This window comes from Paraburkholderia hospita (genome assembly GCF_002902965.1).
In the GTDB taxonomy this organism is placed as follows: Bacteria; Pseudomonadota; Gammaproteobacteria; order Burkholderiales; family Burkholderiaceae; genus Paraburkholderia; species Paraburkholderia hospita.
On sequence record NZ_CP026106.1, the window covers coordinates 2,515,930 to 2,539,705 of the forward strand.

Here is a 23,776-nt window from a genome sequence, read left to right on the forward strand (position 1 = left end):
TCATGCAGCTCACATCGGCGCTCGCTTCGCGCAAGATCGGGCGCAGGCTGATTCAGCTCGTGCTCGTGCTGCTCGGCACTACCGTGCTCAACTTCGTGCTGCTCAAGCTGATGCCCGGCGATCTCGTCGATGTCATCGCGAGCGAGAGCGGCAACGTGTCGCCGCAATACGTGGCGCAGTTGCGCGAAGCATATGGTTTGAATCAGAGCGTCGTGTGGCAGTTGCTGCATTATGTCGAGCATGCGGTGCGGCTCGATCTCGGCTTCTCGTTTCGCTTCGGCGAACCCGTAGCGACGCTGATTTTCGCCCGTCTGCCCGCCACGCTCGCGCTGATCGGCACGGCCCTGCTGGTTTCCGTGAGCCTTGGGCTGCTGCTCGGCGTGCTGGCCGCGCGCCGTCCGCATGGTTTCGTCGACATGCTCGTATCCACGCTCGCGACCCTCGGCTATTCGGCGCCGATGTTCTGGACCGCGCTGATGCTGATCGTGATCTTCGGCGTGCATCTCGAATGGCTGCCGATCGGTGGTGTCGCCGACACCAACGTCGCGCATCACGGCGTCGCGTTGCTGCTCGATCATCTGCGCCACCTCGTGCTGCCTGCTGCGACGCTCGTACTGTATTACGTGGCCATCTTCGCGCGCCTCGCGCGGGCCTCGATGATCGAGACGCTGCAGGAAGACTTCATCCGCACTGCGCGCGCGAAAGGCGGACGGCCCTGGTATGTGACGACGCGTCACGCGGTGCGCCATGCAGTCCTGCCCGTGCTGACGATGCTCGGTCTGCAAGGCAGCGCGCTGATCGGCGGCTCGGTGATCGTGGAGACGGTGTTCGGCTGGCCGGGGCTCGGACAGTTGTCGTTCGAAGCCATCAAAAGCCGCGACGTCAATTTGCTGGTCGGCGTGCTGCTGCTTTCCGCGTTTCTGGTGGTCCTGCTCAATCTGATCGTCGATCTGCTCTACGGGCTGGTCGATCCGCGTACGAGGTCGCGTCGATGAAACTGCTCCATTTCCTGCGCCAGCCGTCCGCGCTGGTCGGCGTGATCCTGCTCGCGCTGGCGCTGTTCGCGGCGCTATCGGCCAACTGGCTCTTCCCCGGCGATCCGCTCGATATGGTCGCCGCACCCTATCAATGGCCCGGCGCCGACCACGCCTATCCGCTCGGCACCGACCTGATGGGACGCGATCTGCTCGCCGGGCTGTTTCATGGTGCGGGCGTGTCCCTCTACGTGGGGACGACGGTCGCGCTCATCGCGCTCGTGCTGGGCGTGCTGATCGGCGGCGTCGCGGGCTACTTCGGCGGCATCATCGACCAGACGCTGATGGCGATCACCGAATTCTTCCAGACCGTGCCGCCGTTTCTGCTCGCCATCATCCTCGTCGCCATTCTCACGCCCTCGCTTTCGACCATCGTGTTCGCGCTCGGCGTCACGGCGTGGCCGAGCATCGCGCGGCTCACGCGCGGCGAGTTCATCGTGTTGCGCGAGCGTGAGTTCGTCAGCGCTAGCGTGGCGCTTGGGGCAAGCGACGCGCATCTGATCTTCATCGAGATTCTGCCCAACGCGCTCACGCCGATCCTCGTTTCCACCGCGCTACTCGTCGCCAATGCGATCCTGTCCGAAGCGGCGCTGTCGTTTCTCGGGCTCGGCGATCCGAACGTCGTGAGCTGGGGTTCGATGGTCGGCACCGGGCGCGAAGCGCTGCGTACTGCGTGGTACATGATCGCGGTGCCCGGCTCGGCGATCGCGCTGACAGTACTGGCGCTCAATCTGCTGAGCGATGCGTTGCACGCCACGTTCAATCCGCGGCTATCCAGAAACCGCCGCGCCGACGCAGCATCTGCGCAAGAAGCGGTCGAAGCGCTGCGGCCCTGAATGCGCCCCCTCCGATCCACGCACAAGGCCACGCCCGCCCGCATCACTCCGACGGCTTCGAGAATCCCGCAAAACGCTGATCGATCACGCGCCTGAATTCCGCCGATTTATAGGCGTTCGCGATGTCCGTCACATACGGCTTGTTCAGGTCGGCCGTGCGCACCGCGACGAGGTTCAGGTAATACGGCGGAATCTTCTCGAGCAGCAGGGCATCCGTGAGTTTGAAGCCGGCTGCGAGCGCGAAGTTGCCGTTCACGAAGGCGTAGTCGACGTCATCCAGAGAACGTGGCAACTGCGCGGCCTCGAGCGGCACGAGCTTGATGTTGTGCGGATTGGACGCGATATCGCGCTCCGACGACTTCACGGGATCGATGCCCGCCTTGAGCGTCACCCAGCCGAGCTGCTGCAGCAGAATGATTGCGCGCGCCTGGTTGGTGACGTCGTTCGGCAAAGACACGGTCGCGCCGTCCTTCAGCTCGTCGAGACGCTTGTGCTTGTGACTGTATAGCCCGATGGGCGCTGTCGGCACCTTCACGAGTTCCGACAACGCAAGCTTGTGATCGGCCGAGAACTTCTTCAGATACACCTCGTGCTGGAATGCGTTGGCGTCGAGCGCGCCGTCGGCGAGCGCGAGATTCGGCTGAACATAGTCGCTGAACTCGACGATCGTCACCTTGTAGCCTTCCTTCTCCAACTGCGGCTTGATACCGTAGCGAATCTGGTCCGAGTAGGGACCGGCTGTCGCGCCGAAGCGGATCTCGGGCTTGCCCGGATCCGCGGCGTACGCATGAGATGCGAGCACTGCGCTGATCGCGACGGCCAGCAGGCTGGCTCCCAATGGACGAAACGTTTTCATCTGGCTCTCCTTTCGCGCTTCGCGCCTGCATGGACGCGAAGCAATTGCCGTAGCAGTTGTTATTCGTGATGCGCCACAAGCTTACGAATCGGTTAGCCAAAGCCAAACCAATGAATCAATCTATGTTTTTCTGGATTAGCGTCTTAGCCCAATGCTGTCCCGGGCGGACTCATGCCCAACGCGAAAGATGAAGATGCTGGTGGATGTCTGTCAGCAGACCAACGTCGCGTCCACGTTTCTGATCGGCTAGCACGGTGTGAAATTGCCGACGTGGAAAGGTGTGCCGCAACGTTGAGGCACTTCCGGCGTTGGTTCGCCCCGTGGCCGGACGAGTACTCCGTGCGCTTAAGCGTAGCGCCCCTGAAACCTCAGCGGCGCACGAGCATGGCAAGCGAACGATGCGCATCGAGTTCCCTGTCATAGCCTGTAAGCGGACCATCTACGCGGCGTATCAAACGCGGCGTGGCTACCGTCGTTGCCTCCGAGAGCACCGTCGAACTGGACATCGGTGTGGTGCCCGTCAAACAGTAGCCAACATCGCGCCGCGCGTTAGCCCAGGTGCGCACCTTACCTGCGTCAATCAGCGTGGCGAGCGCGGCTTCCACTGTCTTCTCCGATACGCCGAACAGACGGGCGAAGGTTACGGCGGTATAGACTCGGTTGTGTCGCATTTTCAGCATCAAGCTATCGATCAGCGGATTCATGCTCATAAAGGTCAACCCCGACAGTTTCGGAATGAACGCCGTGCGCTGAACTTGCACGCGGCCCGAGTGGAAGCATGGCAGGGTCTACAAAATCCTGGAAAGACCGAGTTTCGATATCGTTATGAAATGCCAGCACGTCGTCATAGGAGCATGGGCCCGATCGGCCCAGGAAGGCTGTATGAAGTTCGTTTTCGTAGTCGCCGCGATTATGGTAGTTGCTCTTGCGGCTCGGTGGTGTATGTACCGGTTGAGTTTCAGCAACGCGGACTGAGCCGGCGCGCGATTCCGCCATCGACTCGGGCGACCGAAGTTCCGTTTGTGGACGACAACTTTAGGTCCCTGCAGGGACGTACGGCCGGATTCCGGCACTGTATGGATCCGGCGCCTTTCGCGCGTCGAGCCATCAACTCTTAAAGCCAGATGCCCTGAGGAACAGTTTTGGTCCGTGCATAGCGCATACATGACGGTCAAAAAGGCGTCATCGCTCGCCGCGCGACACCTTTTCCTCTGATTCATAAGTGTTTGTCCATCCCGGAAATTCGTATGCGACGCCACAGCGCCTAGAGTAGACGTGTGAGTCCGATTGCCCGCAAACACCACTCAATTGCTTTGGAGGTTTTAGATGAATCATGCATCGGAGGAAAGCCTCTCAGCCCACGAATCGACCGACGGCAACTATGCCTCCCTCGCGAGCGAGATTGTCGACATTTTCTACAAGATCTACGGTACCCATCCGGGCTTTCGCGTCAACCACGCGAAAGGCATCGTCGCGGAAGGCAGCTTTGTCGCCACGCCCGCTGCGGCGGCTTTGAGCCACGCCGCGCTCTTCGACGGCAGCAGCATTCCCTTCACCGTGCGCTTTTCGAACGACGGTGGCTTTCCGGCCATCCCGGACGGTGCCCCAGGCAACATCAAGGGAATGGCCGTCAAGTTCCATCTGCCTGGCGGGGCCGAAGTCAATATCGTGATGCTGGCGGTGAAGACCTTCCCGATGGCGACCGGCGAGGGGTTTCGCGATCTGCTGGCGGCCATCAGCGAGAGTCCCGAAGATGCACCGAAGCCGACGAAGCTGGATGAATTCGCGGCCAGCCACCCGACCGTTCCTGCGGCCTTCAATACTGCGGGCACGCCGGACAGTTTTGCGCACGAGGAATATCGTGGCCTCAACGCCTTTATCTTCGTCGACAAGGCCGGGCGCAGGCAGGCGGTGCGCTACATCATGAAGCCGGAAGAACTCGTGTATCTGACGGCTGACGAGGCCGCCAGACAACCGCTCGATTTTCTTGTCGACGACCTGCCGCAGCGCATTGCGAACAGGCCGGTCGAATTTCACTTCACCGCCCAGCTTGCCGAACCCGGCGACCAGACCAAAGATCCAAGCCAGCCCTGGCCCAATGATCGTCAGGTGGTGGACCTGGGCGTATTGACAGTTCACAAGGTCCGTGACGACAGCCGGGAAGTGCAGAAGGATTTGCTGTTCCTGCCGACCGACCTGATCGACGGAATTGAGCTCTCCGACGACAGGATGCCCGTGATCAGGTCCGAGGTATATGGGGTGGCGTTCGCGCGACGCAGCCGATGAGCGCACGCGGGGCTCGACGTGCCCGCGTTTCAGGCAGACATGGCTGGGCCGCGTCGTGCCTGGGCGACATCGAACGCGGTCTGGCACACGCACTACCATGTGCAACCTGCTCTGACGAACGATTCGATGGAGACGCCCCGGGCTCTATATAGGCAAGCATCGTAAAACTATGATCGCGCTCCGGCGTGCCCGCTGGCAGTATCGCGCCGATTGCCGCGTGCCCGGAGATCACAAGCGCACTCGCTTCCAGACCAGATTCCATTCCGGCCAGTGATGTCCGACGGCGAGCAGCGACTCGATCTGGTCCTAATGCAGCACTGCGACGCTCGTCAGAACAGGCAACAGCATCATTTCCAGAAAGCTAAGCACATGTTGCTCGACGGGGAAAACGGTTCGCATGCTCGTCGCGAAGTTCACATCCCATAGCGCCGTTGCCTCGTGCAGCAGGAACGCAACGATCATCGCGACGAGCACAAGCGCATTAATCTCAGCGAAGAGCGCAACGAGCAGCGGAACGCGTTCCCGTTTGCAGCAATGCGCTCCTGCCTTCCCAACTCAACGGTCTTCGCGCACCACGCGCAATCCAGTACCAAACGGGACAAGCCTGTGCAATCTCCAGCGACGTCATCTCCGTATGCTGGCTATGCAGCGGCACTTCATCGGTCGCCCATCGCACGGGCCCGGCCGCGGGCAGTGTGCGTATCGCACGCACCGGCACCCGCTGGCTCGCGATGTCGTGATAGCTGTTCCCTCTTAATGTTGGAGAAACCGTATGAGCGATTACAAAACCACAACTCTCGTCGTTGGTGCATTCGCCACCGCCCTCGCTGCACTGACGGCTGCCTCCGCGAGCGCAGAAGAATTCACTGCCGCCCAGAAGAAGATTCAGGCGGAGCACACAGTGCTCGTCAAATCGGGCAAGGTCGAACCCTGTTTCGGCACGGCGCTCAAGGGGCAAAACGATTGCTACGCGGGCGCAGGTACGACCTGTGCCGGGACGAGCACGACCGACAATCAAGGAAACGCATTCAAGCTGGTGCCCAAGGGAACCTGCACAACCATGTCTACGCCGAACGGCCCTGGAAGCCTGTCTCCCAAGGCCTGATATCGACATGTGGTCAGGCCGCGTAAGCCTGGCCACGCAGTTCTCTCTGGAACAATGCCCGGATATGTCAGAGTCACTCTCGCCCAATGCTCGATGCCGCCTGCCGACGCGCACCGGGGTTGGGCTCAAGGCCGAACATTACAGAGCAGTCCTCGAATCGCGGCCGGATATCGGCTTTTTCGAGGTGCACGCGGAAAACTACATGGGTGCAGGTGGCCCGCCGCATCGATTCCTGTCGGCGATACGCGAGTCCTACCCTCTGTCCATTCATGGCGTCGGGTTGTCCATAGGCGCGGACCGACCTCTGGACCGGGATCACCTGCTACGGCTGAAAAGACTCATCGCCCGATATCAGCCCGCGCTGTTTTCGGAGCACCTTGCCTGGTCCGGTCACGACTGCGGTTTTCTCAACGATCTGCTTCCCGTTCCCTACACTGCGCAAAGCCTGACTTGCATCGTCGATCACGTAGACGAACTACAGGAAGTACTCGGGCGGCAGATCTTGCTTGAGAACCCATCGACCTATCTGGCGTTCGAAGAAAGTACGTACCCGGAGACCGGCTTCATTGCCGAAGTCGCGCGGCGAACGGGATGCGGTCTCCTTCTTGACGTCAACAACGTGTATCTCGCGTCGATCAATCAACAATGGGACCCGCTCACGTATATCGATGCGTACCCGCTCGCGGCCGTGCAGGAGATTCATCTCGCCGGCCACGCGCAGGAGGCGGACGAACGGCGTCGCCCGCTGCTCATCGATACGCACGACCGTCACATTGCACGCGTTGTATGGGACCTCTTCGCATACGCAATCGGCAAGACCGGTCCGATGCCAACGCTGATCGAATGGGACGCAAACGTGCCCGACTGGCCAACCCTCGCAGCAGAAGCAGAGCTGTCCGACACGATTATCAAGGCCGCCACGCGCCCAGCAACGGTCGAAATGGCGACAGCGCTGCCCTCGCTCACTGTACGGCAGCGCAATTCAGCGGGAATACCAACGCTATGATCAAACGGCACATCATGGTCTATTACGCGTGGAGTCGGCCAGGCGAAACGGGCGCGCCGCTTCAGGTGATAGAGGATCGATTTCCGACGCTCTTCGAAAGCCGCAGGATGGTCTTCCCGAGATTTCATGAACTCGCGGACCCGCATCAGTTCGACCAGAGTATCGCCGGCTTTCTCGATCACATCATGAAGCGCAATTTCACCGCTTTCGTCGATCTGGCGGCATCGCTAACAGGTCAACGCGTCGCGGAAATCGAGCGCGTCACGGACGACGGAAAAATCACGCCACTCAACGCACGTCTTCTCGCTGGAATCGACACGCTGATAGTCATCAGCTTCGATTCCCAGAGAACAGCCCAGACTGCGCAGAGCGACGAGATCGAAGCGCTCCGCACGTTCCTCGACCATCCGGATCATCTCGCCTTTGTTTGTCCGCACCACGACATCGGCGATGTCGCGCATCTTCCGGAAAGCGAGCAGCTGCAACGTCACATCGTCGAATTCCTGCACCATGGAGACACGACGATTCCGCCACGGCAACGGTTCGGAGAGTTCGCGCGCTCGCTTCTCGCTGGACTTGGTGTACCTGTGGAAAATCGCTTCGGGCTTCGACCGGCAGCCGAAGCGGATGGCACGCCAGCGCCGATCGAAGTCGATACCACGCTTGACCGCCTCGGCCTGCTTCAGAAAGTCAGCACTTTCAATCTGCATCCACATCTGCCGCAGCTCGAGCGCCTTGGCGAGGCGTTCGACAAACTCGATGTCCTCGCCCATCAGCGCATCGACACGAGCGCTCCACCGCACCCTTTCGCAAGTGACCGCCCAACTTTCGATGCACTCCTCCAATCACGCCCAGACACGTTTGCCGGCACCCTTCTGGTGAGTGATACGACGCTTTGGAGTTCGACGGCGGGTGGTGTCGACAGTCTCCGCGAATTGTGGACGAATGTGGTTCAACGTTCGGCCCGGGCCTGAAGGCACAATGGCCATGGTTCTTCTAAAACCACCTCCCGCGTCCGCCCGCATACCCCTGAATTCTCATTCCTTGTTCGAGCGGCAAAAGCACTTCGCTTCGGCATTGCTGTATCCGGCTATGCCTGTGCCTCCCGGCCTGGTCGGCCCCGATCGACAACCCAGCGAAAAGCGCTTCAATGTATATCGCAACAATGTTGTGGTCGGGCTCGTCGACGCATTAAAGGCTGCGTTTCCCGCTGTGCTTCGTATCGTCGGAGATGAGTTCTTTGCGGCGATGGCCCGAATTTACGTCTCGCGCCAACCACCGGAATCCCCTGTCATGCTTGACTATGGCGGAACGTTTCCAGACTTCATCGAGGCGTTCCGACCGGCGAACAGCATGCCATATCTGCATGATGTCGCTCGACTCGAGCGGGCGTGGGCCGAGGCGTATCACGCCGCAGAGGTCTCTCCCATAGATCACGCTGTTCTTGCCACGATCGATGCCGATAGCCTTCCGCATCTGCGCCTCACGCTGCATCCATCGGCACGGGTCGTTCGATCCTGCATCCCTGTCGTCCAGATATGGCAGATGAACATCGACAGAGGCAAGCCGACCGGGGTCGACATCACCATCGGCGGCGAAGATGCGCTCGTCCTGCGCCCACACGCCGAGGTCGAGGTTCGCAGACTGCCTGTCGGCGCGGCAGCTTTTATCCACGCCATTGCGGCCAACCACTCAATGAATGAAGCAACGACGCTCGCACTCGACGATCATGCCGATTTCGATCTGGCCGGTGCGCTGCGAGATCTGTTCATGATCGGTGCGATTGTCGGATTGAGCCCACGGGCCTCTGATTCCGGCCACCTGCGAGGTATCGATGAGTCAGCTTAGCGCACCAACGAAAGGCCGTCTCGCGCCGAGGGTCCGTAAGGCCGCAGAGCTGATTCAGAAGTTCGCCTGGATCGTTGCACCGCCCTTGCTGCGGATTGCTCTAGCCCTCCCTTTCTTTCGCTCAGGTCTCACCCGTTGGGACGGTGTGCTGTCCATTTCGCCCGCTACGCTCTTCCTGTTCGAAAACCAGTTCAAGGTGCACATCCTGGACGGTGCATACCCATTTCCCGCCCCTGACGCAGTCGCGCTTATCGTTGCAATGGCAGAAGTCACGCTCCCGGTTCTGCTCGTATTGGGATTCGCAACCCGCTTTGCGGGGCTTGCGCTGCTTGTGATGACGGGCGTCATCCAGCTCGTATTCCCCGACGGCTGGGCAAATTTTCATCTCAATTGGGCGTCGCTCGCCGTGGGTATCATGGCCCTTGGACCAGGCCCACTGTCGCTGGATCATTTGTTAGTGCGCATCCTCAACCCGCCAGTCGCGGCTCGATGATTCTGGCTTCTACCGTTGAGCAAACGGTAGTGCGTACCGGTTACGAGCTGATTGCACGGTAGACGCGTTCATGCGCCGGTGCCGCAGCACTACCCTTTCAATACACGTCGTCGCCGTCCATGCTCTCGTGCAAACGCAGCCGGCGTGCAACCCGTATGACGATGAAAACGACGGGTGAAATGACTCTGGTCTGAAAAGCCCGTCATGAGTGCAATTTCCGACAGCGGAATGTCCGTCTCAAGTAGCAACGACTGTGCGCGACGAATCCGGCATTGCTCGACAAAGCCAATCGCGGTCATACCCGTGCTGCGCTTGAACAGCCGGGTGAAGTGGAAACGCCCCACGTTCACGATGCCCGCAAGTTCGTCGAGTCCGATCGACCTGTCGAGATTTTCCTCGATGTATTCGGTAACGCGCGCAACTTCCATTCTGGTCAACGCGGGATGTTCCCGTGGAATGACCGGTTCGAATGCGTTGTAGCTTCGAAGCAGATGCGCCGCCAGCGCAAAGGACACGTGATCGACTATCAGCGTTTGTGCGGGATGAGGCTTGCGGTCGAGTTCCCCGATGAGAACTCGCGCGATGTGTTCGATGACAGGGTCTCGCGTCTCGAACACATTTCTGATTTCTATCCGCGTCGTACTCTGGCGTCCAATCTGCTCGCCGGCAGATGCAACGAGCGCAGTGGGAATACGCAATCGCGCGGTCGCGGAAGCACTCCCCTCCCAAAGCGAATCGCACCCGGCCGGCATGAGCATCGAGACGCCGGAAGTAATCAGACATTCGTGAACGGCTCCATCGCGCCCCTGAACGAGACGCGCACTCCCCGAAGGGCAATAACAGATCAGATGATGATCGAGGGCGGGATACCGTTCGGAGATATTGTGGAGCGGAGCGTACATGTCCACTGTCACTCCCGACCACTCCCGTTCACGAGTGGTTGCTGTGGGACGATGCGACAGCACGTGAACGATCTCATCGATCGTTACGGGGTTGTCGGCAGTTTGGTAAGTCGTTGACATGTCACAGTGCCCGGTGAGCCTGCTGTTAGCTGTGATCTGGCTCGGCAAAGAATGCTAACACGCCAATATTCCAGAATGGAAAAACCAGTGGAGCCATAGGGCGAGTTATGTTTGTCGCTATCAATGTCTCGATGTTCGATATAACCGTGCACATTCCACTCGTCAAGCATCGACAAAAGTCAGCACGAGTGTTCAATCCAGCTTTCGCCCGCCCTGATAGCCTGAAGCACCTCTGTATGTCGAGGCCATGCCGGACCTGTCCGAGGACGATTTCCCCATCCATTCGTTCATCCTCGCTGTTGTGAGTCAAAGGCGCAAAGCTGATGGACCATTTCGATGTCGTCATCATCGGGTGCGGCGCGGGCGGCTATAACACTGCTATTCGAGCGGGCCAGTTGGGTTTGTCTGTCGCCTGTATCGAACGGGCATCGCGCCCTGGCGGAATGGGCATTCGGACCGGCTGCATTCCTTCCCGAGTCTTGTTACGCAGTTCTGAAATATATGACCTGATGGACAAGGGGAGCTTCACCGCGCTAGGGATTGGCTGTGCACCCACGCTTGATCTCGCGCAGATGATGGCCCACAAAAAGGCAATCGTCGACAAGATGTCGACGCGTGTTCACAGCCTGCTGCACAAGCAAGGGGTAACGCTCATCCATGGACATGCGAAGCTGGCTGCGGCTGGGCAGGTCGAAATCCGAAATGCGGAGGGCGCACGGCGAACCGTACGCGGCGCATCCATCGTTATTGCAACAGGTTCCGAGCCCATTCCACTGCCGTTTGCCGCTTTCGATCATGTGAAGATTCTCGATTCCGACGACGCGCTATCGCTCGACCGTGTACCGCGGCATCTCGCCATTATTGGCGCGGGCGCCGTCGGCGTCGAAGTCGGCTCGATCTGGCGCCGCCTCGGCTCACGCGTGACGCTCATTGAACAGCGCGACCGCATATGCTGTTGGTGCGACCGCGACGTGACGGCTGCGCTGGAGCGCTCACTCAAGCAACAGGGCATCGCGATCAGGCTGTGCAGTGATGTGATCGGCGTCGACAAGCGTGCCAGCGGTGTTTCGATTCAATTGCGCACGGCGACATCCAGCACAATCACTACCGTCGATGCAGACGCCGTTCTGGTCGCCATTGGCCGGCGGCCATCGACGGGCGGGCTCAACCTTGCGGGCATCGGTGTACAAGCGGGTGCGCAAGGCGCATTACTTCAGCAAGCGTTTGCACAAAGAGGCCCGGCTATATGGGCCGTCGGCGATGCCGCGGTAGGCCCAATGCTGATATCGAAGGCGGAAGAGGAAGCAGTAGCCTGCGCTGAACGGATCGCTGGCCTGCCTGGGTTCGTCGATTATTCGTCGATTCCCTATGTCCTCTATACAAGGCCGGAAGTCGCGATGATCGGCAAAACGGTGGACGAGCTTGTGCGAGTGGGAGCTCCATATAAAGTCGGCTACTTTCCGCTCGCGACCAACGCGCGTGCCGCGATAGACGGAATCGCCGAGGGGTTCGTCAAGCTGCTCGTTGAAGCCCGAACGAATCGGATCGCGGGTGCTCATCTCATTGGTCCGGGCGCGGCCGATCTGATTTCACAAGTGGCAATTGCAATGGAAGCATCCATGCTGTGCGAAGACTTTGCGCACATCTGTCACCCTTTCCCCGCCTGGTCAGAGGCGCTGCGTCAGGCCGCGATGGCGGCAGGCGGATGGGCGACACACATCTAGCGCGTCGCCTCACCGTGCTGCGCGGAACGCCTGCGTCCCTGGAAATTCCGGCGCAGCTTGACTATCGGAATCGTGATCTTGTTGAATATGCCGGAGGCAATGGCGGATTGACGATCAACTAGAGAGCGCGACATTGTCGTGGCGAACCAACCTTGACCGCAACAGCCGAATCTGCGGTCAATCAGGTGTTAAATCAGCGCATGTGCAAGCGTTAAAAAATGCGCTGGTTGCCGATCAGTTGCCATCTGCTGGCACAGGTCTTGTGCCGTCGTCGACGGCGACCTTGTCGGGAGACTCGCGAGGTACGAGGCACCGAGGGAGCCATCGTCACGCGAGGCCGTCGATCTCCTGCAACAGTTCATGCCTGGCTCGGACGTACAGGCCCAAGTTTTTAAAGCGCCCTACTCCACCGACCTCAAGCAGTACCGCCACGCAAGGCTCATTTACATCGGCGGCGCCACGCCGTCCTTTTCGACCACGACGAATTGCGCACCGTAGCTCCCGCCGTTGGCCGGCGCTGCCACCACGAACACTTTCTTTCCCGCGATCAGATCAGCACGCGTGGCGGGCGCGAGCGTCACGACGGGCACGTTGGCCGGCACCGTGATCGAGTTGCTGCCGCCCTTGTACGAGAGTTTCAGGTCGCGTCCGCTCGTGCTCTCGACAACCGTGTCCACATTTGCATTCGTCATCGAGCTGTTAGCGCCGAGATCCCATGCATAGTGACCTTCCCCCGTACCGCGCGCAGCCTCGGGGAAGACCAGCACTTCCTTCGCAGTCAGCTTGCCGTCGGGACCGGGCGTTGCCGCTGCGCCGACATAGGAACCCGGTTTGATATCGGCGAGCTGGATCGGCTTCACGGCGCTAACCTTCGACGCGTCGCTCATGGCAATCGTCACGGTTTCGCCACTGCGGCGATGCACCGTCAACGTATTACCGGAGAACGACACGATGTCGCCACGGATACGTTCGGGCTTCGCAGCCGGAGATTGAGCGAACGATGCGCTGGCAAGCGTGAGCGCGACGAAGGAAGCAGCGAGCTTGAAACGAATGGGCATAGGGACTCCGTTTGTGTGATGTGATTGAAAATGTCTGCGGCGTGCGGGTCAGGATCCGCCGAACCAGTTGTAGCCCTGGTTTTCCCAGTAGCCGCCGGGAAATTCGTTCGTCACCGTAATGGCGACAATATGTTTCGGGTTCTTGTAGCCGAGCTTGGTGGGGATGCGCAGCTTCATTGGAAAGCCGTATTTCGCAGGCAGAACGTTGCCGTCATAGGTCAGCGTCAGCAGCGTCTGCGGATGCAGCGCCGTTGGCATGTCGACGCTCGTCCAATAGTTGTCGGCGCAATGCAGCGCGACGTATTTCGCCGTGGTATCCGCGCCGGCCAGCAACAGAAAATCCGAGAAGCGCACGCCGCCCCACTTGCCGATCGCGCTCCAGCCTTCGATACAGATATGCCGCGTCACCTGGCTGCGTTGCGGCAGTGCGCTCAGCTCGCCAAGCGTCCACACGCGCCGGCCTTTGACGAGACCTGTGAGTTCGAGCCGCCACGTCTGTGCATCGACCTCCGGTACCTGATCGATGTCATAGAACGCGTTGAACGGAAATGGGCGCGTAATCATCGAGTCCGGATACGTCGGCGCGAGTTCGCGTCGATCGAAGAGTAGCGCCTGCGCGTCGTCGTTAAACGAGGACATCGTGCGTAGCAGGTTGTTCACCGACCTGTCGTTCGTCAGATCGCAACCCGACAATAGCGCGAGGCCGCCCAGCGTCAGGATTCTCTTGCCAAAGAGACGCCGCGAAGACGAACCCAGTTCCTTCTGCGCGTCCTTGATGATGGATGCGGCGTCGAGCGTCCGCACGTCTTTATCTGAATCCATGGTTAGCGGCCCCGGATCATGGTAAGCAGCGATCGCGGCACGAGCGCAACCATGGCGACATGGATCGCGAAGAAACCAACGAGCACGCTCATCGCAACGAAATGGACGATGCGTGCGTTATCGAAGCCACCCATCAGCGTCCGCAGAACCGGGAACTGCACCGGCTTCCAGATCGTCAGGCCAGACACTATCACCAGCGCAATGTCGACGATGACGACGAGATACGCCAGCTTCTGTACAGCGTTGTACGCGCCAAGATCGCTGTGACTGAGCTTGCCGCGCAGCGCAGCAACAAGGTCGGTCGCAATCGCGCGAAAGGTGATGGGGAAAATGGTTCTGCGCAGTCGCCCGGTGAAGACGCCCAACGCCAGGTACGCGACGAAGTTGGCGACCAATACCCACATGATCGCGAAGTGCCAGAGCAGTGCGCCGCCCAGCCAGCCGCCGAGCGTGATAGCCGCCGGGAAACGTATCGTCCCGAAGATAGGAGACGCTTCATACACCTCCCAGCCGCTCATACACATAAGGATCACCGCTGCTGCGTTGATCCAGTGGAAAGCGCGGACCCATACGGGATGAATCGTGGCGTGATTCAAGAAAACCTCGTTGTCTACGGTATGGAAAGCACGTTGCGCGATAGTCTGCGAGAGCGCCGATAGAGCGCGCGTCGTCCGTGCGCCATGGTTCAACGCGCCGAAGCTGGCGCTACGTTTCCGCAGCGGCTCGCGGTTGGCTTGAAGATGAGGATCGCAGGTGGGCGGCAGCGAGGGTATCGGTCAAACGACCGATGGGCGCCAGAGGCGATGTCCCGCCGCATGAGGAAATGCGTCTATGGAATGTAAAAGCCGGCGTTGGCAATTAACGTGATGTGCCCGCTTGGGTCATCGCCAATATCGGCAGCTATTGTTGAAGTTCGTGAATTCTGGGAGCGAACGAGATCAAGGAGAGTCGCACGCAAATTCGTCAACTGCTAATCGAAGCACGCGCGATATCAAATCTTCCGAACTTTTATTTCGCATCCCGTAAATGCGACTCGTCCGACTCCAAGAATATGATGCCGTTATCCAAGCATGATGTTCCGCCTGATATTAAGCGCGCACTCCATTCTCTAAGAGTATCAGGCGCTACTTAAACAGTATTGGACGATGCTTCAGCGGTTCGCCTATCCTGAGCCCGCTACCAGACAAATAAATTGAAGGGATAGGTCACGGAGATGGGGGCATCATGCAGCACAGCCACACTTCTGCGTAGACGATCTTAGCGGCAGTCACGATCTACGACACTGCGCCGAGCAAGCCCTCGCATCTAGAGAATCCCACATCGCGGTTTCACGCAATGCGTGCGCAGAACCGCGCTCATCCGCACACGATCCATAAATCAAGCATGAAAGGAGACAGCATGCGCCATCTCGATGTTCAAAAGCTTTGCGATGAAGCCCGATTCAGTAAGTTCCACCTTCTGCTGCTCCTGTGGTGCGCGCTCATCATCATCTTCGATGGATACGATCTCGCGGTCGTCGGCATTGCGTTGCCATCGATCATGCGCGACATGAACGTCGCGCCGACAAGTGCCGGCTTCATGGTGAGTTCGGCCTTGCTCGGCATGATGATCGGCGCCGTGTTTCTCGGCACTATCGCGGACCGCATAGGTCGCGTTCCCGCGATCGTCATTTGCCTGTTGCTCTTTAGCATCTTCACTGCGGCGGCGGGCTTGACGGGCGATCCAGTGACGTTCGGCATTGCGCGATTCCTCGCGGGCCTTGGAATCGGCGGCGTCATGCCGAACGTGGTTGCGCAGATGACGGAATACTCGCCACGCAAAATCCGCAACACGATGGTCACGTTGATGTTCAGCGGCTATTCCATCGGCGGAATGCTTGCGGCGCTCGTCGGGAAAGCGATGATCGAACGTTACGGCTGGCAATCCGTGTTTCTCGCCGCAGGCATTCCCGCGTTGCTTGCGCCGGTCATCTGGAAGCTAATGCCAGAGTCCCTGGCCTTCTTGGTACGCAACCAGCGCGAGGCCAGGCTGAAGCAGATTCTTCCGAAAATCGACCCGGCCTACGTCCCTCAGCAAGCCGATCACTTCACGCTGCACGAGAAGGGCACGGAAACCGGCTCTCCCATCAAACAACTCTTCGCCGATGGCCGCGGCTCCAGCACCGTGATGCTTTGGATCGCCTTCTTCATGTGTCTCTTCATGGTCTACGCGTTGAGTTCGTGGCTGACCAAGCTGATGGCAAGCGCGGGCTATAGCCTCGGCTCTGCGCTCACGTTTGTCCTCGTTCTCAACTTCGGGGCGATGATTGGCGCAATCGGCGGCGGATGGCTCGCAGACCGCTTCAACATCAAGCACGTGCTAATCGTGATGTATGGACTGGCGGCGGTTTCCATCAGTTTGCTGGGAGTCAAGGTTCCCGTCGAAGCGTTGTACTTTCTCGTTGGGTTGGCCGGAGCGTCGACGATCGGCACGCAAATCGTCACATACGCGTTCGCTGGCCAGTTCTATCCGACCGCGGCGCGGTCGACGGGTATCGGCTGGGCGTCGGGCGTCGGACGAAGCGGTGCAATTCTGGCGCCGATCGTGATTGGATTCCTTGTGAGTCAGTCGCTTCCGCTGCAGCAGAATTTCATCGCAATTGCGATTCCTGGGGCCATCGCGATGCTCGCGGTGTGCCTCATCAATGTGAGGCGTGCGCCGCCAGACGGCGCGATGTCCTCCGTCCCTGAAGTCGACCCCATTTAATCGCGACACTACGCACGATTGCGCTCTCAGCCTGCTCTGCACGCTGAGAGCGCCTTGCTTTCGCGGCGACCTCTCGCCGCTCTTCGTACTCAAAAGCGGCTGAATGGCCAACGCGGAATCACCAGCGCAAGGCGGTGCGGACCTCACTAAAACGACTGTTTGTCGACGTGGTCATCTCTCCAACGACCACGGTATCGCCATTCCCTTGGCGAGAGCTCCACCCGTCGATTGTCGAGGGCAAACCACAGGACAACTACTATCGCTGGCCAGCGCTCACCTACGTTGTCACGCTCACGAGCCATCCCGCGTTGTCTCTACCGTGTGGTATCGACAATGAGGGCATGCCGTTCGACTTACAGATCATCGGACCATTTCGCGGAGATTTAGCGACGCTTGCTATCGCCCGCGCACTCGAACGAGTCTTCAACACTCCCCGACTTTACGCCGGCCACGTCCTGATTTAACGCTGCTTGAACAACCAGATACCGCGCTGAAATCAAATGTCGGCGCGCCACCTGACTTCGACCCATTTGGTGGCGAGTCTACCCGTTGATCGACGCCATAACGATCGGCAAACGGATCGATGCTGTCGCAATAAGACGGTGCATTGTGATCCGAGCGAACTCAACGAATGACATGATTGATGAAGAAGACCCTGACTCCAGCCGTGGCCCGCGTATTTAAACGCCTGCACTACCCGCTTGGAGTAACGTTGGTGTACGTGCAGTAGTACGTGGCCTACGGGCTGAGTGTGCGAAATCTGGAAGAGATGATGCTGAGCGCGGCATACAGGTCGATCATTCGACCGTGCATCGTTGGACCTTAAAACTGCTTCCGGTGCTGGAGAAGGCGGTCCGGCGTCACAATTGGCACGAGCTGGCGCGTTGATGAGACCCACATCAAGGTCAAGGGTCACTGGAAGTATTTATATCGCGCGGTTGACAAGGCCGGCCAGACGGTCGATTTCCTACTGCGTGCTCACCGTGACACGGCTTCAGCCCAGCGCTACTTCGAGAAGTCGATCGATCAGAACGGCGAGCCCGAGACCCTCACGATCGATAAAGTGGTGCGAATCTGCCCGCGCTCGGGGCCCTCAACGCGGAGCGCGACACACCGATCAAGATCCGCCAGAACAAGTATTTGAACAACATCATCGAACAGGACCATCGGGCTATCAAGCGCCGTACCCGGCCGATGCTCGGGTTAAAGACCTTTCGTTGTGCCCGCATTCTGCTGGGCGGCGTCGAGATCATGCACATGAATGCGAAGGGGCAGATGAAAGACAGTAGTAGCTGCCAAATCCCCGCCGAGCAGTTTTACTCGCTGCTCAAATAAGCAATCCAAATAATATCGCTATTCGCTCGAGCCGCCGTCTTTGTTGCGACAGAACCCAAAATCGTCCCGCCCAATCAACTCGTTGAGAAGGCGGCTCTTGCCGTGGTTGTATTTGCCGATGACGGAGACGAGAGGTTCGTTGTGTTCAAGCGGGATTGCCAGCCGCGCCATGTCGTCTGTGCGACTCGTGAGTCAGGAAACGACATCGCGTGTTGCTTGCTGATGGATTTCGCTGGACAATGGCCGGCTCCTTATATTGGCATGCGCCTGGTTCCCGCGTCACTCAGGCAGGACGGCTACGGCCTTGATTTCAACAATGTAACCGGCCGTTCCGCCAAGCATGTGGGCGCCCACTGCCGTCCAGGCTGGCAGCGGGTCCGTCGTAATATATCGGTCACGCACTTCCATGAAGAGCGGAAGGTCGCGCATGTCGATGTGGAATGTGGTCAGGTCAACCACGTCGCTCATCGATGCACCTGCAGCAGCCAACACAAGCTTGAGGTTCTCGAAAGCCTGGACTATCTGCGCCTCGCGACCTTCAACTAGTTCCATGGCCGCGTTACGACCAATCTGACCAGATACGTAAAGAGTGCTGCCGACCTTGAGCGCAGGGGCGTACCGAATCTTTTCGTACACGGCTTCCATCCCGTCAGGGACGATGGCTTTACGTTCGCTCACAGATTTGTCTCCTTGTATACGCCGAACGCGGGAAGCGTCGACAACGTCAGCCGTTATCTCCGCCGGCTACCGGCAACACAGTGCCGGTGATATAACCTGCCTCGTCCGAAGCGAGGAACAGAATCGGCGCGGCCTGCTCGTCGATGCTGCCGTAGCGTTTCAAGAAGGTCGATTCAGTGACCTGCTTCACCGCTTCGCTCATCCAGACTTTTTCCTGTTCACTGTCGCCGGCCGTGTTGCGGGGGACACGTCGCGGAGGCGCATCGGTCCCACCTGGCGCGGTGGCAACCACCCTGATGTTGTGCTCCGCGTATTCCATCGCCAACGACTGCGTAATCGCGTTGACACCGCCCTTGGCCGCCGAATACGGTACGCGGCGGATGCCGCGAGTGGCATTCGAGGAGACGTTGACGATGGTCCCTCCCCCGCGCTTAAGCAGGTACGGCAACACTGCATGGCAAGCGTACAGCGTCGGCATGAGTGACCGACGGATCTCTGCATCAATCTGTGCGGGCTCGAACTCGGCGAAGGGACGCATGCGAATCGCGCCACCGACGCCATTGACCAGAATGTCGATGCCGCCGAACTTGCGTGCGGCAAAGTCCATCGCCGATGCGGCGCCTTCATAAGTCTCAAGGTCGGCGACAAACCCGGCTGTGTCCGCGCCTTCCGCTTCGGCGGCGACTTCTGACACGAAGTCAGCGCGGTCTACGAACAGTACCTTGCCGCCTTCTGCGGCTGCGCGAAGCGCTACCGCGCGACCAATGCCCTGCGCCGCACCCGTGACCACCATGACCTTGCCGGCAAATCGTTGCGTGCTCATACGGTCCTCGGCGCTGCGTTCGGAGTGAACTTCTCGTAGTGAAAGCTGTTGGGCTTCATACCGTTATCGTCGAAATACTTACGCACGGCATCGACCATCGGTGGCGGCCCGCAGAGGTAAACGTCGACATCTCCCTCATTCAGGATCTCAGCTGGCATGTGCTGCGTCACCCAACCCTTGCGCGGATGATTCGACTCCGCATCGGCTACAACCGTGTCATAGCTGAAGTTCGGCAACTTCGCCTTGTACGCTTCGATGGCATCAACCTGCACCAGGTCGAGGTCGCGGGTCACGCCATAAATGAGGTGGACCGTCTGCTGCGAGTCGGCGCGCGCCAGCACTTCCAGCATCGACAGAAACGGAGCCAGACCCGTGCCGCCAGCGAGAAACAGCAAGGGCCGCTCGACGGTACGCAGATAGAAACTTCCGAGCGGTCCGACTAGCTCTACCTTGTTGCCTTGTTGTGCGGATTCGAGCCAGGTGCTCATCACGCCACCAGGAATCTTCTTGATCAGAAAACTGATTTTCGATTCGCCAGGTGCGGATGAGAACGAATATGAGCGATATTGACCGCTGCCGGGAACATCGATGTTGATGTACTGGCCTGCCAGGAAAACGGGCGCAGCAGCATCCACGTCCAGTTCGAGAACAACAGCCGCATCGTTGTGCTGGTCGATCTTCGCCACGGTCGCGGCGAACCTGCTTTGCTCAGTCTTGCATACCGTGGAAGATGCCGGCACTGCAATCACACAGTCGCTTTGCGGCACCATCTGGCAGGTGAGTACGAGACCACTTTCCTTTTCATCCTCGGTCAGCGCATCTTCGATGTAGTCGTCGCCAAGGTCGTAGCTTCCGCTCTCGGCGCGGCACTTGCAGGTACCGCACACGCCGTCGGAGCAATCCATCGGCAGGTTGATCCTGGCGCGAAAGGCGGCATCAAGCACCTTCTCGCCCGCCTTGCATGTGACAAAGCGGGTCACGCCGTCTTCAAAATTCAGTGCAATGTTGTAGCTGGACATCTTGCCTCCTGTACTTCTGATTTCCACTGACGCTCGACATCAAACGTGATAAACGTCGAGCACCTGGCGGATGTAGTCGTCCTTCAACACAATGCGCTTGTAGGAAATCAATAGTTCATCATTGACTTTGCGCAGAGTGACAAACATCGTGCCGAAAAACTGGTCGGTGGTTTTGTAGCGATGGCTGAGCGTGTTGAAGTTGTAGCGCACGTCTACTTCGTTCTCGCGCTCGGCCAGCACTTCTACGTTCGTCACGTTGTGACTGGTGCGTGGTTCAGGCATCGAAGCACTACTGCGCTCTGTCTTGATGCGGAACACCCGGTCTTCAAGGCCGCCACGGTCCGGGTAGTACATAAGCGAGATCTGGCTTTCGTGGTCGTCGGTGAGCTGGTCGTCGTCATCCCACGCGGGCATCCAGTACGTGACGTCCTCGGCATAGCACGCAAGCCAGTCTTCCCACTGCCGGTCATCGAGCAGGCGCGCTTCGCGGTACAGCGCGGCACAGATTTTCTGGTAGTCGAAGCTCATGCCAGTGCCTCCCCTTGTTCCTTTTTGAGCGCGTCCCGCATCACATGCACCCAGTATTCGTGCTGACACACAAAGAGCCCCTCGTCTTCGCTACGCTCGCCTGAGATGAGCGGCTTCAGTCCCATATTTTTGGCGTTGGCGTCAGCCCCCTCGACCCACAGCGGCGCCCCACGCGAAAGGTCGTTCCACAGCGCAGTGGTGCCGGCATAGCCTGCCTGGCAAGCGCGGAACTCTTCAAGGTCATCTGCCGTGCCCATTCCGGAGACGTTGAAGAAATCTTCGTATTGCCGGACGCGGGTAGCCCGGTCGGTCGCGCTTTCGCCCTTAGGGGCAAAGCAGAAGATGCTGACTTCAGTCTTGTCTACGCTGATCGGACGTACCACGCGAATCTGAGTACTGAACTGGTCCATCAGGAACACGTTCGGATACAGGCACAGGTTTCTAGTCTGGTTGACGATAAAATCCGCCTTGACTTCGCCCACGCGTGCCTTGATTTCATCGCGGTGTTGATAGACCGGGCGCACTTCGGGATTCATGGTCTTGGTCCACAGCAGGATGTGGCCGTGGTCGAATCCGTACACGCCGGCCACCGACTTGCTCCAGCTGTTCGCGTCTACCGCCTTGGTGCCCTCTACCTTGCGACGGTCCATCGTCGCGGCATAGTTCCAGTGGACGGTGCTCACGTGATAGCCGTCGCAACCGTTCTCCATCTGCATCTTCCAGTTGCCGTCGTAGATGTACGAGGAGTTGCCTCGCAACACTTCCAGCCCGTTTGCGGCCTGGTCGACAATCTGGTCGATGATGACCTTCGTCTCGCCCAGGTACTCCTCCAGTGGAATGACGTCCGCGTTGAGGCTGCCAAACAGGAAGCCGCGATAGCTCTGGAAGCGTGCAACTTTCTTCAGATCGTGCGAGCCGTTGGTATTGAATTGCACCGGGTATTCGGTGGTCTTCACGTCTTTCACTTTCAGCAGCTTGCCGGTGTTGGCGAAGCTCCAGCCGTGGAAAGGACAGGTGAAGGTGCCTTTGTTGCCGTGTTTTTTCCGGCACAGCATCGCGCCTTTGTGCGCACAGGCGTTAATGACCGCGTGGAGCTCGCCGCTCTTGTCGCGAGTGATAACCACGGGCTGACGCCCAATCCAGGTCGTGTAGTAATCGTTGTTTTCGGGAATCTGGCTTTCATGCGCCAGATATATCCAGTTGCTCTCGAAGATGTGTTTCATCTCGAGCTCAAACAAATCGGGGTTGGTGAAGATGTCGCGGCGGCAACGGAATACTCCGTTTTCCTTGTCGTCCTGAACCGCAGTGTGCAGCAGTTCATCCAGCTGCGTGGCTTTGTTGAGAATGGCAGACATGTGTACTCTCCTACGCGTGCTTGAAGCTATGAAGCACGCGCATCGGTGTCGAAAGATTCTTGAGGAGAATTGAGCGGCAGCAGCGGTACGAGGTAGCAGCCGCGCGAAACGGTTACGCCGTGACAGACGCGCGCAGACGACTGACGAGCTGGTTATCCTTTCCATGAACCAGCGGAGTCAACTCGATGTTGAACTCGATTTCCTTGTACGTGTCGGCCTTCATGCCCAGAGCCGTGCCGCCCGTCTTCTCGATCACGTGGGGAATCAGGTCTTCACGGGTGGCGTAGGCGAAGTCGTCCCAAATCAACGGGTCGCCCTCGATGTTGATTTGTGTCGTCAGCTTGCGGTACTTGTCGGTGGTAACAAAAAAGTGAACATGCGCCGGACGGTTGCCGTGACGTTCGAGCACATTCAACAACTGCTGGGTCGCGCCATGTGGCGGGCAACCGTAACCCACCGGCATGAGTGTGCGGAACTCGTACTTACCGTGGGCGTCAGTGCTGACGGCACCGCGCAGGTTGAACTCGCTCTGCGCGCCAGTCGGGTCGAAGTGCGAATAGAAGCCCTTCGAGTTGGCGTGCCAGCACTCGACCAGGGCATTTGCGACGGGCTTGCCATCCGGGCCGGTCACCGTGCCGCGGATGACCAGCGGGCCCGCGTCATCGTCCGGATTGACGTCGATCTTCGATACGCCGTCGCGCACTGGCGCACCCGCAACATACAGCGGACCTTCGATGGTACGCGGCGTGCCACCCGTGATTTCTGCCGCCTTGTCCTCGGCGTCCATGCGAATGTCGAGGAATTTCTCCAGACCGAGACCAGCAGCAAGCAGCGCAGCTTCGCCATCCTGGCCAAGCTTGTTGAAGTAGTGGACGCCGGCCCAGATTTCGTCGGGCGTCATGTCGAGGTCGTCGATGGCCTTGAACAGGTCGCCCAAAAGGCGATTGACAATCTGCTTTGCGCGAGCACTGCCGTCCTCGCTACCCATGTTGGCGGCCGCCTTCAGCAGGTCCTGCACTTCCTTCGTATCGAACACTTTGACGCTCATGTCTGCTCCTGAATCTCTATTTTTGCTGGGGTAAACCCTTCGTTTAGCGCCCGCCTGAATATGCCTGAGAGGTATAATGGGTGCTGAAACAGAGTGTGAATGCAGAATAATGGACGCCGGAAGGCCTCGTCCAACACTGATTTAGTATCGGTCTA

24 protein-coding genes and 2 pseudogenes are annotated in these 23,776 nt (G+C 59.1%); 12 read left to right on the forward strand and 14 right to left on the reverse strand.

The features are described 5' to 3' along the window. Positions 1 to 2 precede the first annotated feature (2 nt). Together C2L64_RS29730 and C2L64_RS29735 are read left to right on the forward strand one after the other, a co-directional pair. Positions 3 to 995, forward strand: coding sequence for an ABC transporter permease (locus C2L64_RS29730; protein ID WP_007581008.1), 993 nt, complete (start codon positions 3 to 5; stop codon positions 993 to 995). Beyond that, entirely contained in the window at positions 992 to 1,870 is an 879-nt protein-coding gene (locus C2L64_RS29735) for an ABC transporter permease (RefSeq protein WP_007581010.1), read from the forward strand. Before C2L64_RS29730 ends, C2L64_RS29735 begins: the two co-directional genes overlap by 4 nt. Before the next feature lie 43 nt (positions 1,871 to 1,913). Here the strand turns inward: C2L64_RS29735 and C2L64_RS29740 are convergent, their stop codons facing one another. Further along, positions 1,914 to 2,726 carry a MetQ/NlpA family ABC transporter substrate-binding protein gene (locus tag C2L64_RS29740; protein WP_086908939.1) on the reverse strand — a complete coding sequence of 271 codons (813 nt, stop codon included), beginning with the start codon at positions 2,724 to 2,726 and terminating at the stop codon, positions 1,914 to 1,916. Between the two features lie 368 nt (positions 2,727 to 3,094). Beyond that, entirely contained in the window at positions 3,095 to 3,430 is a 336-nt protein-coding gene (locus C2L64_RS29745; RefSeq protein WP_039900363.1) for a PCI domain-containing protein, read from the reverse strand. 622 nt (positions 3,431 to 4,052) lie between these two features. Here C2L64_RS29745 and C2L64_RS29750 point away from each other — a divergent pair. Continuing rightward, the gene (locus tag C2L64_RS29750) at positions 4,053 to 5,012 is read left to right on the forward strand and encodes a catalase family peroxidase (protein ID WP_007581017.1); all 960 of its coding nucleotides are present in this window, start codon (positions 4,053 to 4,055) and stop codon (positions 5,010 to 5,012) included. A gap of 306 nt (positions 5,013 to 5,318) precedes the next feature. On the opposite strand, the gene C2L64_RS54235 is transcribed toward C2L64_RS29750, so the two are convergent. Continuing rightward, complete coding sequence (locus C2L64_RS54235) at positions 5,319 to 5,474, reverse strand: hypothetical protein (protein ID WP_165778903.1); 156 nt, start codon at positions 5,472 to 5,474, stop codon at positions 5,319 to 5,321. Between the two features lie 310 nt (positions 5,475 to 5,784). On the opposite strand from C2L64_RS54235, the gene C2L64_RS29755 reads away from it, so the two are divergent. The 5 genes from C2L64_RS29755 to C2L64_RS29775 all read left to right on the forward strand — a co-directional run bounded on the left by C2L64_RS29755 (position 5,785) and on the right by C2L64_RS29775 (position 9,464). Beyond that, positions 5,785 to 6,117, forward strand: coding sequence for a BufA1 family periplasmic bufferin-type metallophore (locus tag C2L64_RS29755; protein ID WP_007581021.1), 333 nt, complete (start codon positions 5,785 to 5,787; stop codon positions 6,115 to 6,117). A gap of 64 nt (positions 6,118 to 6,181) precedes the next feature. Next, positions 6,182 to 7,123, forward strand: a complete 942-nt coding sequence (gene bufB / locus C2L64_RS29760; RefSeq protein WP_007581022.1) for an MNIO family bufferin maturase — start codon at positions 6,182 to 6,184, stop codon at positions 7,121 to 7,123. 14 nt (positions 7,124 to 7,137) lie between these two features. After that, on the forward strand, positions 7,138 to 8,097 hold the full coding sequence (locus C2L64_RS29765; RefSeq protein ID WP_236674219.1) for a hypothetical protein: 960 nt from the start codon (positions 7,138 to 7,140) through the stop codon (positions 8,095 to 8,097). Positions 8,098 to 8,104: 7 nt separating this feature from the next. After that, positions 8,105 to 8,971 carry an HvfC/BufC N-terminal domain-containing protein gene (locus C2L64_RS29770; RefSeq protein WP_244212229.1) on the forward strand — a complete coding sequence of 289 codons (867 nt, stop codon included), beginning with the start codon at positions 8,105 to 8,107 and terminating at the stop codon, positions 8,969 to 8,971. After that, on the forward strand, positions 8,958 to 9,464 hold the full coding sequence (locus C2L64_RS29775) for a DoxX family protein (protein WP_007742123.1): 507 nt from the start codon (positions 8,958 to 8,960) through the stop codon (positions 9,462 to 9,464). The genes C2L64_RS29770 and C2L64_RS29775 overlap by 14 nt, the downstream gene beginning before the upstream one ends. An 89-nt stretch (positions 9,465 to 9,553) precedes the next feature. On the opposite strand, the gene C2L64_RS29780 is transcribed toward C2L64_RS29775, so the two are convergent. Continuing rightward, on the reverse strand, positions 9,554 to 10,534 hold the full coding sequence (locus tag C2L64_RS29780) for a helix-turn-helix domain-containing protein (RefSeq protein WP_238554590.1): 981 nt from the start codon (positions 10,532 to 10,534) through the stop codon (positions 9,554 to 9,556). A gap of 275 nt (positions 10,535 to 10,809) precedes the next feature. On the opposite strand from C2L64_RS29780, the gene lpdA reads away from it, so the two are divergent. Further along, a complete protein-coding gene (gene lpdA / locus C2L64_RS29785; protein WP_039900312.1) occupies positions 10,810 to 12,210 on the forward strand; it encodes a dihydrolipoyl dehydrogenase in 1,401 nt (466 codons plus the stop codon). 443 nt (positions 12,211 to 12,653) lie between these two features. On the opposite strand, the gene C2L64_RS29790 is transcribed toward lpdA, so the two are convergent. The 3 genes from C2L64_RS29790 to C2L64_RS29800 are packed head-to-tail and all read right to left on the reverse strand — an operon-like array spanning position 12,654 to position 14,686. Next, positions 12,654 to 13,268 (reverse strand): hypothetical protein, encoded by a 615-nt coding sequence (locus C2L64_RS29790; protein WP_007581028.1) that lies wholly within the window; start codon positions 13,266 to 13,268, stop codon positions 12,654 to 12,656. A 48-nt stretch (positions 13,269 to 13,316) separates the two neighbouring features. Further along, positions 13,317 to 14,090, reverse strand: coding sequence for a molybdopterin-dependent oxidoreductase (locus tag C2L64_RS29795; protein ID WP_007581029.1), 774 nt, complete (start codon positions 14,088 to 14,090; stop codon positions 13,317 to 13,319). A 2-nt stretch (positions 14,091 to 14,092) separates the two neighbouring features. Continuing rightward, positions 14,093 to 14,686, reverse strand: coding sequence for a cytochrome b/b6 domain-containing protein (locus C2L64_RS29800; RefSeq protein WP_039900314.1), 594 nt, complete (start codon positions 14,684 to 14,686; stop codon positions 14,093 to 14,095). An 802-nt stretch (positions 14,687 to 15,488) separates the two neighbouring features. Between C2L64_RS29800 and C2L64_RS29805 the strand changes: the two genes are divergently transcribed. The 3 genes and pseudogenes from C2L64_RS29805 (at position 15,489) to C2L64_RS29815 (ending at position 18,170) form a co-directional block, all read left to right on the forward strand. Further along, positions 15,489 to 16,835 carry an MFS transporter gene (locus C2L64_RS29805; RefSeq protein WP_007581031.1) on the forward strand — a complete coding sequence of 449 codons (1,347 nt, stop codon included), beginning with the start codon at positions 15,489 to 15,491 and terminating at the stop codon, positions 16,833 to 16,835. 134 nt (positions 16,836 to 16,969) lie between these two features. After that, positions 16,970 to 17,388 (forward strand): annotated as a pseudogene (locus C2L64_RS29810) (amidase family protein). A 90-nt stretch (positions 17,389 to 17,478) separates the two neighbouring features. Beyond that, a pseudogene (locus C2L64_RS29815) lies at positions 17,479 to 18,170 on the forward strand (IS6 family transposase). A gap of 18 nt (positions 18,171 to 18,188) precedes the next feature. On the opposite strand, the gene C2L64_RS53450 reads toward C2L64_RS29815, so the two are convergent. The 7 genes from C2L64_RS53450 to catA all read right to left on the reverse strand — a co-directional run bounded on the left by C2L64_RS53450 (position 18,189) and on the right by catA (position 23,621). Then, the gene (locus tag C2L64_RS53450; RefSeq protein WP_007581033.1) at positions 18,189 to 18,341 is read right to left on the reverse strand and encodes a hypothetical protein; all 153 of its coding nucleotides are present in this window, start codon (positions 18,339 to 18,341) and stop codon (positions 18,189 to 18,191) included. A gap of 108 nt (positions 18,342 to 18,449) precedes the next feature. Then, positions 18,450 to 18,848 (reverse strand): RidA family protein, encoded by a 399-nt coding sequence (locus C2L64_RS29820; RefSeq protein WP_007581034.1) that lies wholly within the window; start codon positions 18,846 to 18,848, stop codon positions 18,450 to 18,452. Positions 18,849 to 18,894: 46 nt separating this feature from the next. Next, positions 18,895 to 19,671, reverse strand: coding sequence for a benzoate diol dehydrogenase BenD (benD, locus tag C2L64_RS29825; RefSeq protein ID WP_007581035.1), 777 nt, complete (start codon positions 19,669 to 19,671; stop codon positions 18,895 to 18,897). Continuing rightward, the gene (gene benC, locus C2L64_RS29830) at positions 19,668 to 20,690 is read right to left on the reverse strand and encodes a benzoate 1,2-dioxygenase electron transfer component BenC (protein WP_007581037.1); all 1,023 of its coding nucleotides are present in this window, start codon (positions 20,688 to 20,690) and stop codon (positions 19,668 to 19,670) included. The genes benD and benC overlap by 4 nt, the downstream gene beginning before the upstream one ends. A 39-nt stretch (positions 20,691 to 20,729) precedes the next feature. Next, positions 20,730 to 21,218: a benzoate 1,2-dioxygenase small subunit gene (gene benB, locus C2L64_RS29835; protein WP_007581038.1), complete on the reverse strand. Its 489-nt coding sequence runs from the start codon at positions 21,216 to 21,218 to the stop codon at positions 20,730 to 20,732. Beyond that, positions 21,215 to 22,573 (reverse strand): Rieske 2Fe-2S domain-containing protein, encoded by a 1,359-nt coding sequence (locus C2L64_RS29840; RefSeq protein ID WP_007581041.1) that lies wholly within the window; start codon positions 22,571 to 22,573, stop codon positions 21,215 to 21,217. Before C2L64_RS29840 ends, benB begins: the two co-directional genes overlap by 4 nt. 112 nt (positions 22,574 to 22,685) lie before the next feature. Further along, a complete protein-coding gene (gene catA, locus C2L64_RS29845; protein ID WP_007581043.1) occupies positions 22,686 to 23,621 on the reverse strand; it encodes a catechol 1,2-dioxygenase in 936 nt (311 codons plus the stop codon). Positions 23,622 to 23,776: the final 155 nt, after the last annotated feature.

Coding starts and splice junctions, on each gene's coding strand:
- C2L64_RS29805 (WP_007581031.1), top strand. CDS start 15,489: ATGCGCCATCTCGATGTTCAAAAGCTTTGCGATGAAGCCCGATTCAGT.
- C2L64_RS29730 (WP_007581008.1), top strand. CDS start 3: ATGCAGCTCACATCGGCGCTCGCTTCGCGCAAGATCGGGCGCAGGCTG.
- benB (WP_007581038.1), bottom strand. CDS start 21,218: ATGAGCTTCGACTACCAGAAAATCTGTGCCGCGCTGTACCGCGAAGCG.
- C2L64_RS53450 (WP_007581033.1), bottom strand. CDS start 18,341: ATGGCGCGGCTGGCAATCCCGCTTGAACACAACGAACCTCTCGTCTCC.
- benC (WP_007581037.1), bottom strand. CDS start 20,690: ATGTCCAGCTACAACATTGCACTGAATTTTGAAGACGGCGTGACCCGC.
- C2L64_RS29795 (WP_007581029.1), bottom strand. CDS start 14,090: ATGGATTCAGATAAAGACGTGCGGACGCTCGACGCCGCATCCATCATC.
- C2L64_RS29750 (WP_007581017.1), top strand. CDS start 4,053: ATGAATCATGCATCGGAGGAAAGCCTCTCAGCCCACGAATCGACCGAC.
- C2L64_RS29775 (WP_007742123.1), top strand. CDS start 8,958: ATGAGTCAGCTTAGCGCACCAACGAAAGGCCGTCTCGCGCCGAGGGTC.
- catA (WP_007581043.1), bottom strand. CDS start 23,621: ATGAGCGTCAAAGTGTTCGATACGAAGGAAGTGCAGGACCTGCTGAAG.
- C2L64_RS29740 (WP_086908939.1), bottom strand. CDS start 2,726: ATGAAAACGTTTCGTCCATTGGGAGCCAGCCTGCTGGCCGTCGCGATC.
- C2L64_RS29755 (WP_007581021.1), top strand. CDS start 5,785: ATGAGCGATTACAAAACCACAACTCTCGTCGTTGGTGCATTCGCCACC.
- bufB (WP_007581022.1), top strand. CDS start 6,182: ATGTCAGAGTCACTCTCGCCCAATGCTCGATGCCGCCTGCCGACGCGC.
- C2L64_RS29745 (WP_039900363.1), bottom strand. CDS start 3,430: ATGAATCCGCTGATCGATAGCTTGATGCTGAAAATGCGACACAACCGA.
- C2L64_RS29790 (WP_007581028.1), bottom strand. CDS start 13,268: ATGCCCATTCGTTTCAAGCTCGCTGCTTCCTTCGTCGCGCTCACGCTT.
- C2L64_RS54235 (WP_165778903.1), bottom strand. CDS start 5,474: ATGATCGTTGCGTTCCTGCTGCACGAGGCAACGGCGCTATGGGATGTG.
- lpdA (WP_039900312.1), top strand. CDS start 10,810: ATGGACCATTTCGATGTCGTCATCATCGGGTGCGGCGCGGGCGGCTAT.
- C2L64_RS29735 (WP_007581010.1), top strand. CDS start 992: ATGAAACTGCTCCATTTCCTGCGCCAGCCGTCCGCGCTGGTCGGCGTG.
- C2L64_RS29770 (WP_244212229.1), top strand. CDS start 8,105: ATGGCCATGGTTCTTCTAAAACCACCTCCCGCGTCCGCCCGCATACCC.
- benD (WP_007581035.1), bottom strand. CDS start 19,671: ATGAGCACGCAACGATTTGCCGGCAAGGTCATGGTGGTCACGGGTGCG.
- C2L64_RS29840 (WP_007581041.1), bottom strand. CDS start 22,573: ATGTCTGCCATTCTCAACAAAGCCACGCAGCTGGATGAACTGCTGCAC.
- C2L64_RS29765 (WP_236674219.1), top strand. CDS start 7,138: ATGGTCTATTACGCGTGGAGTCGGCCAGGCGAAACGGGCGCGCCGCTT.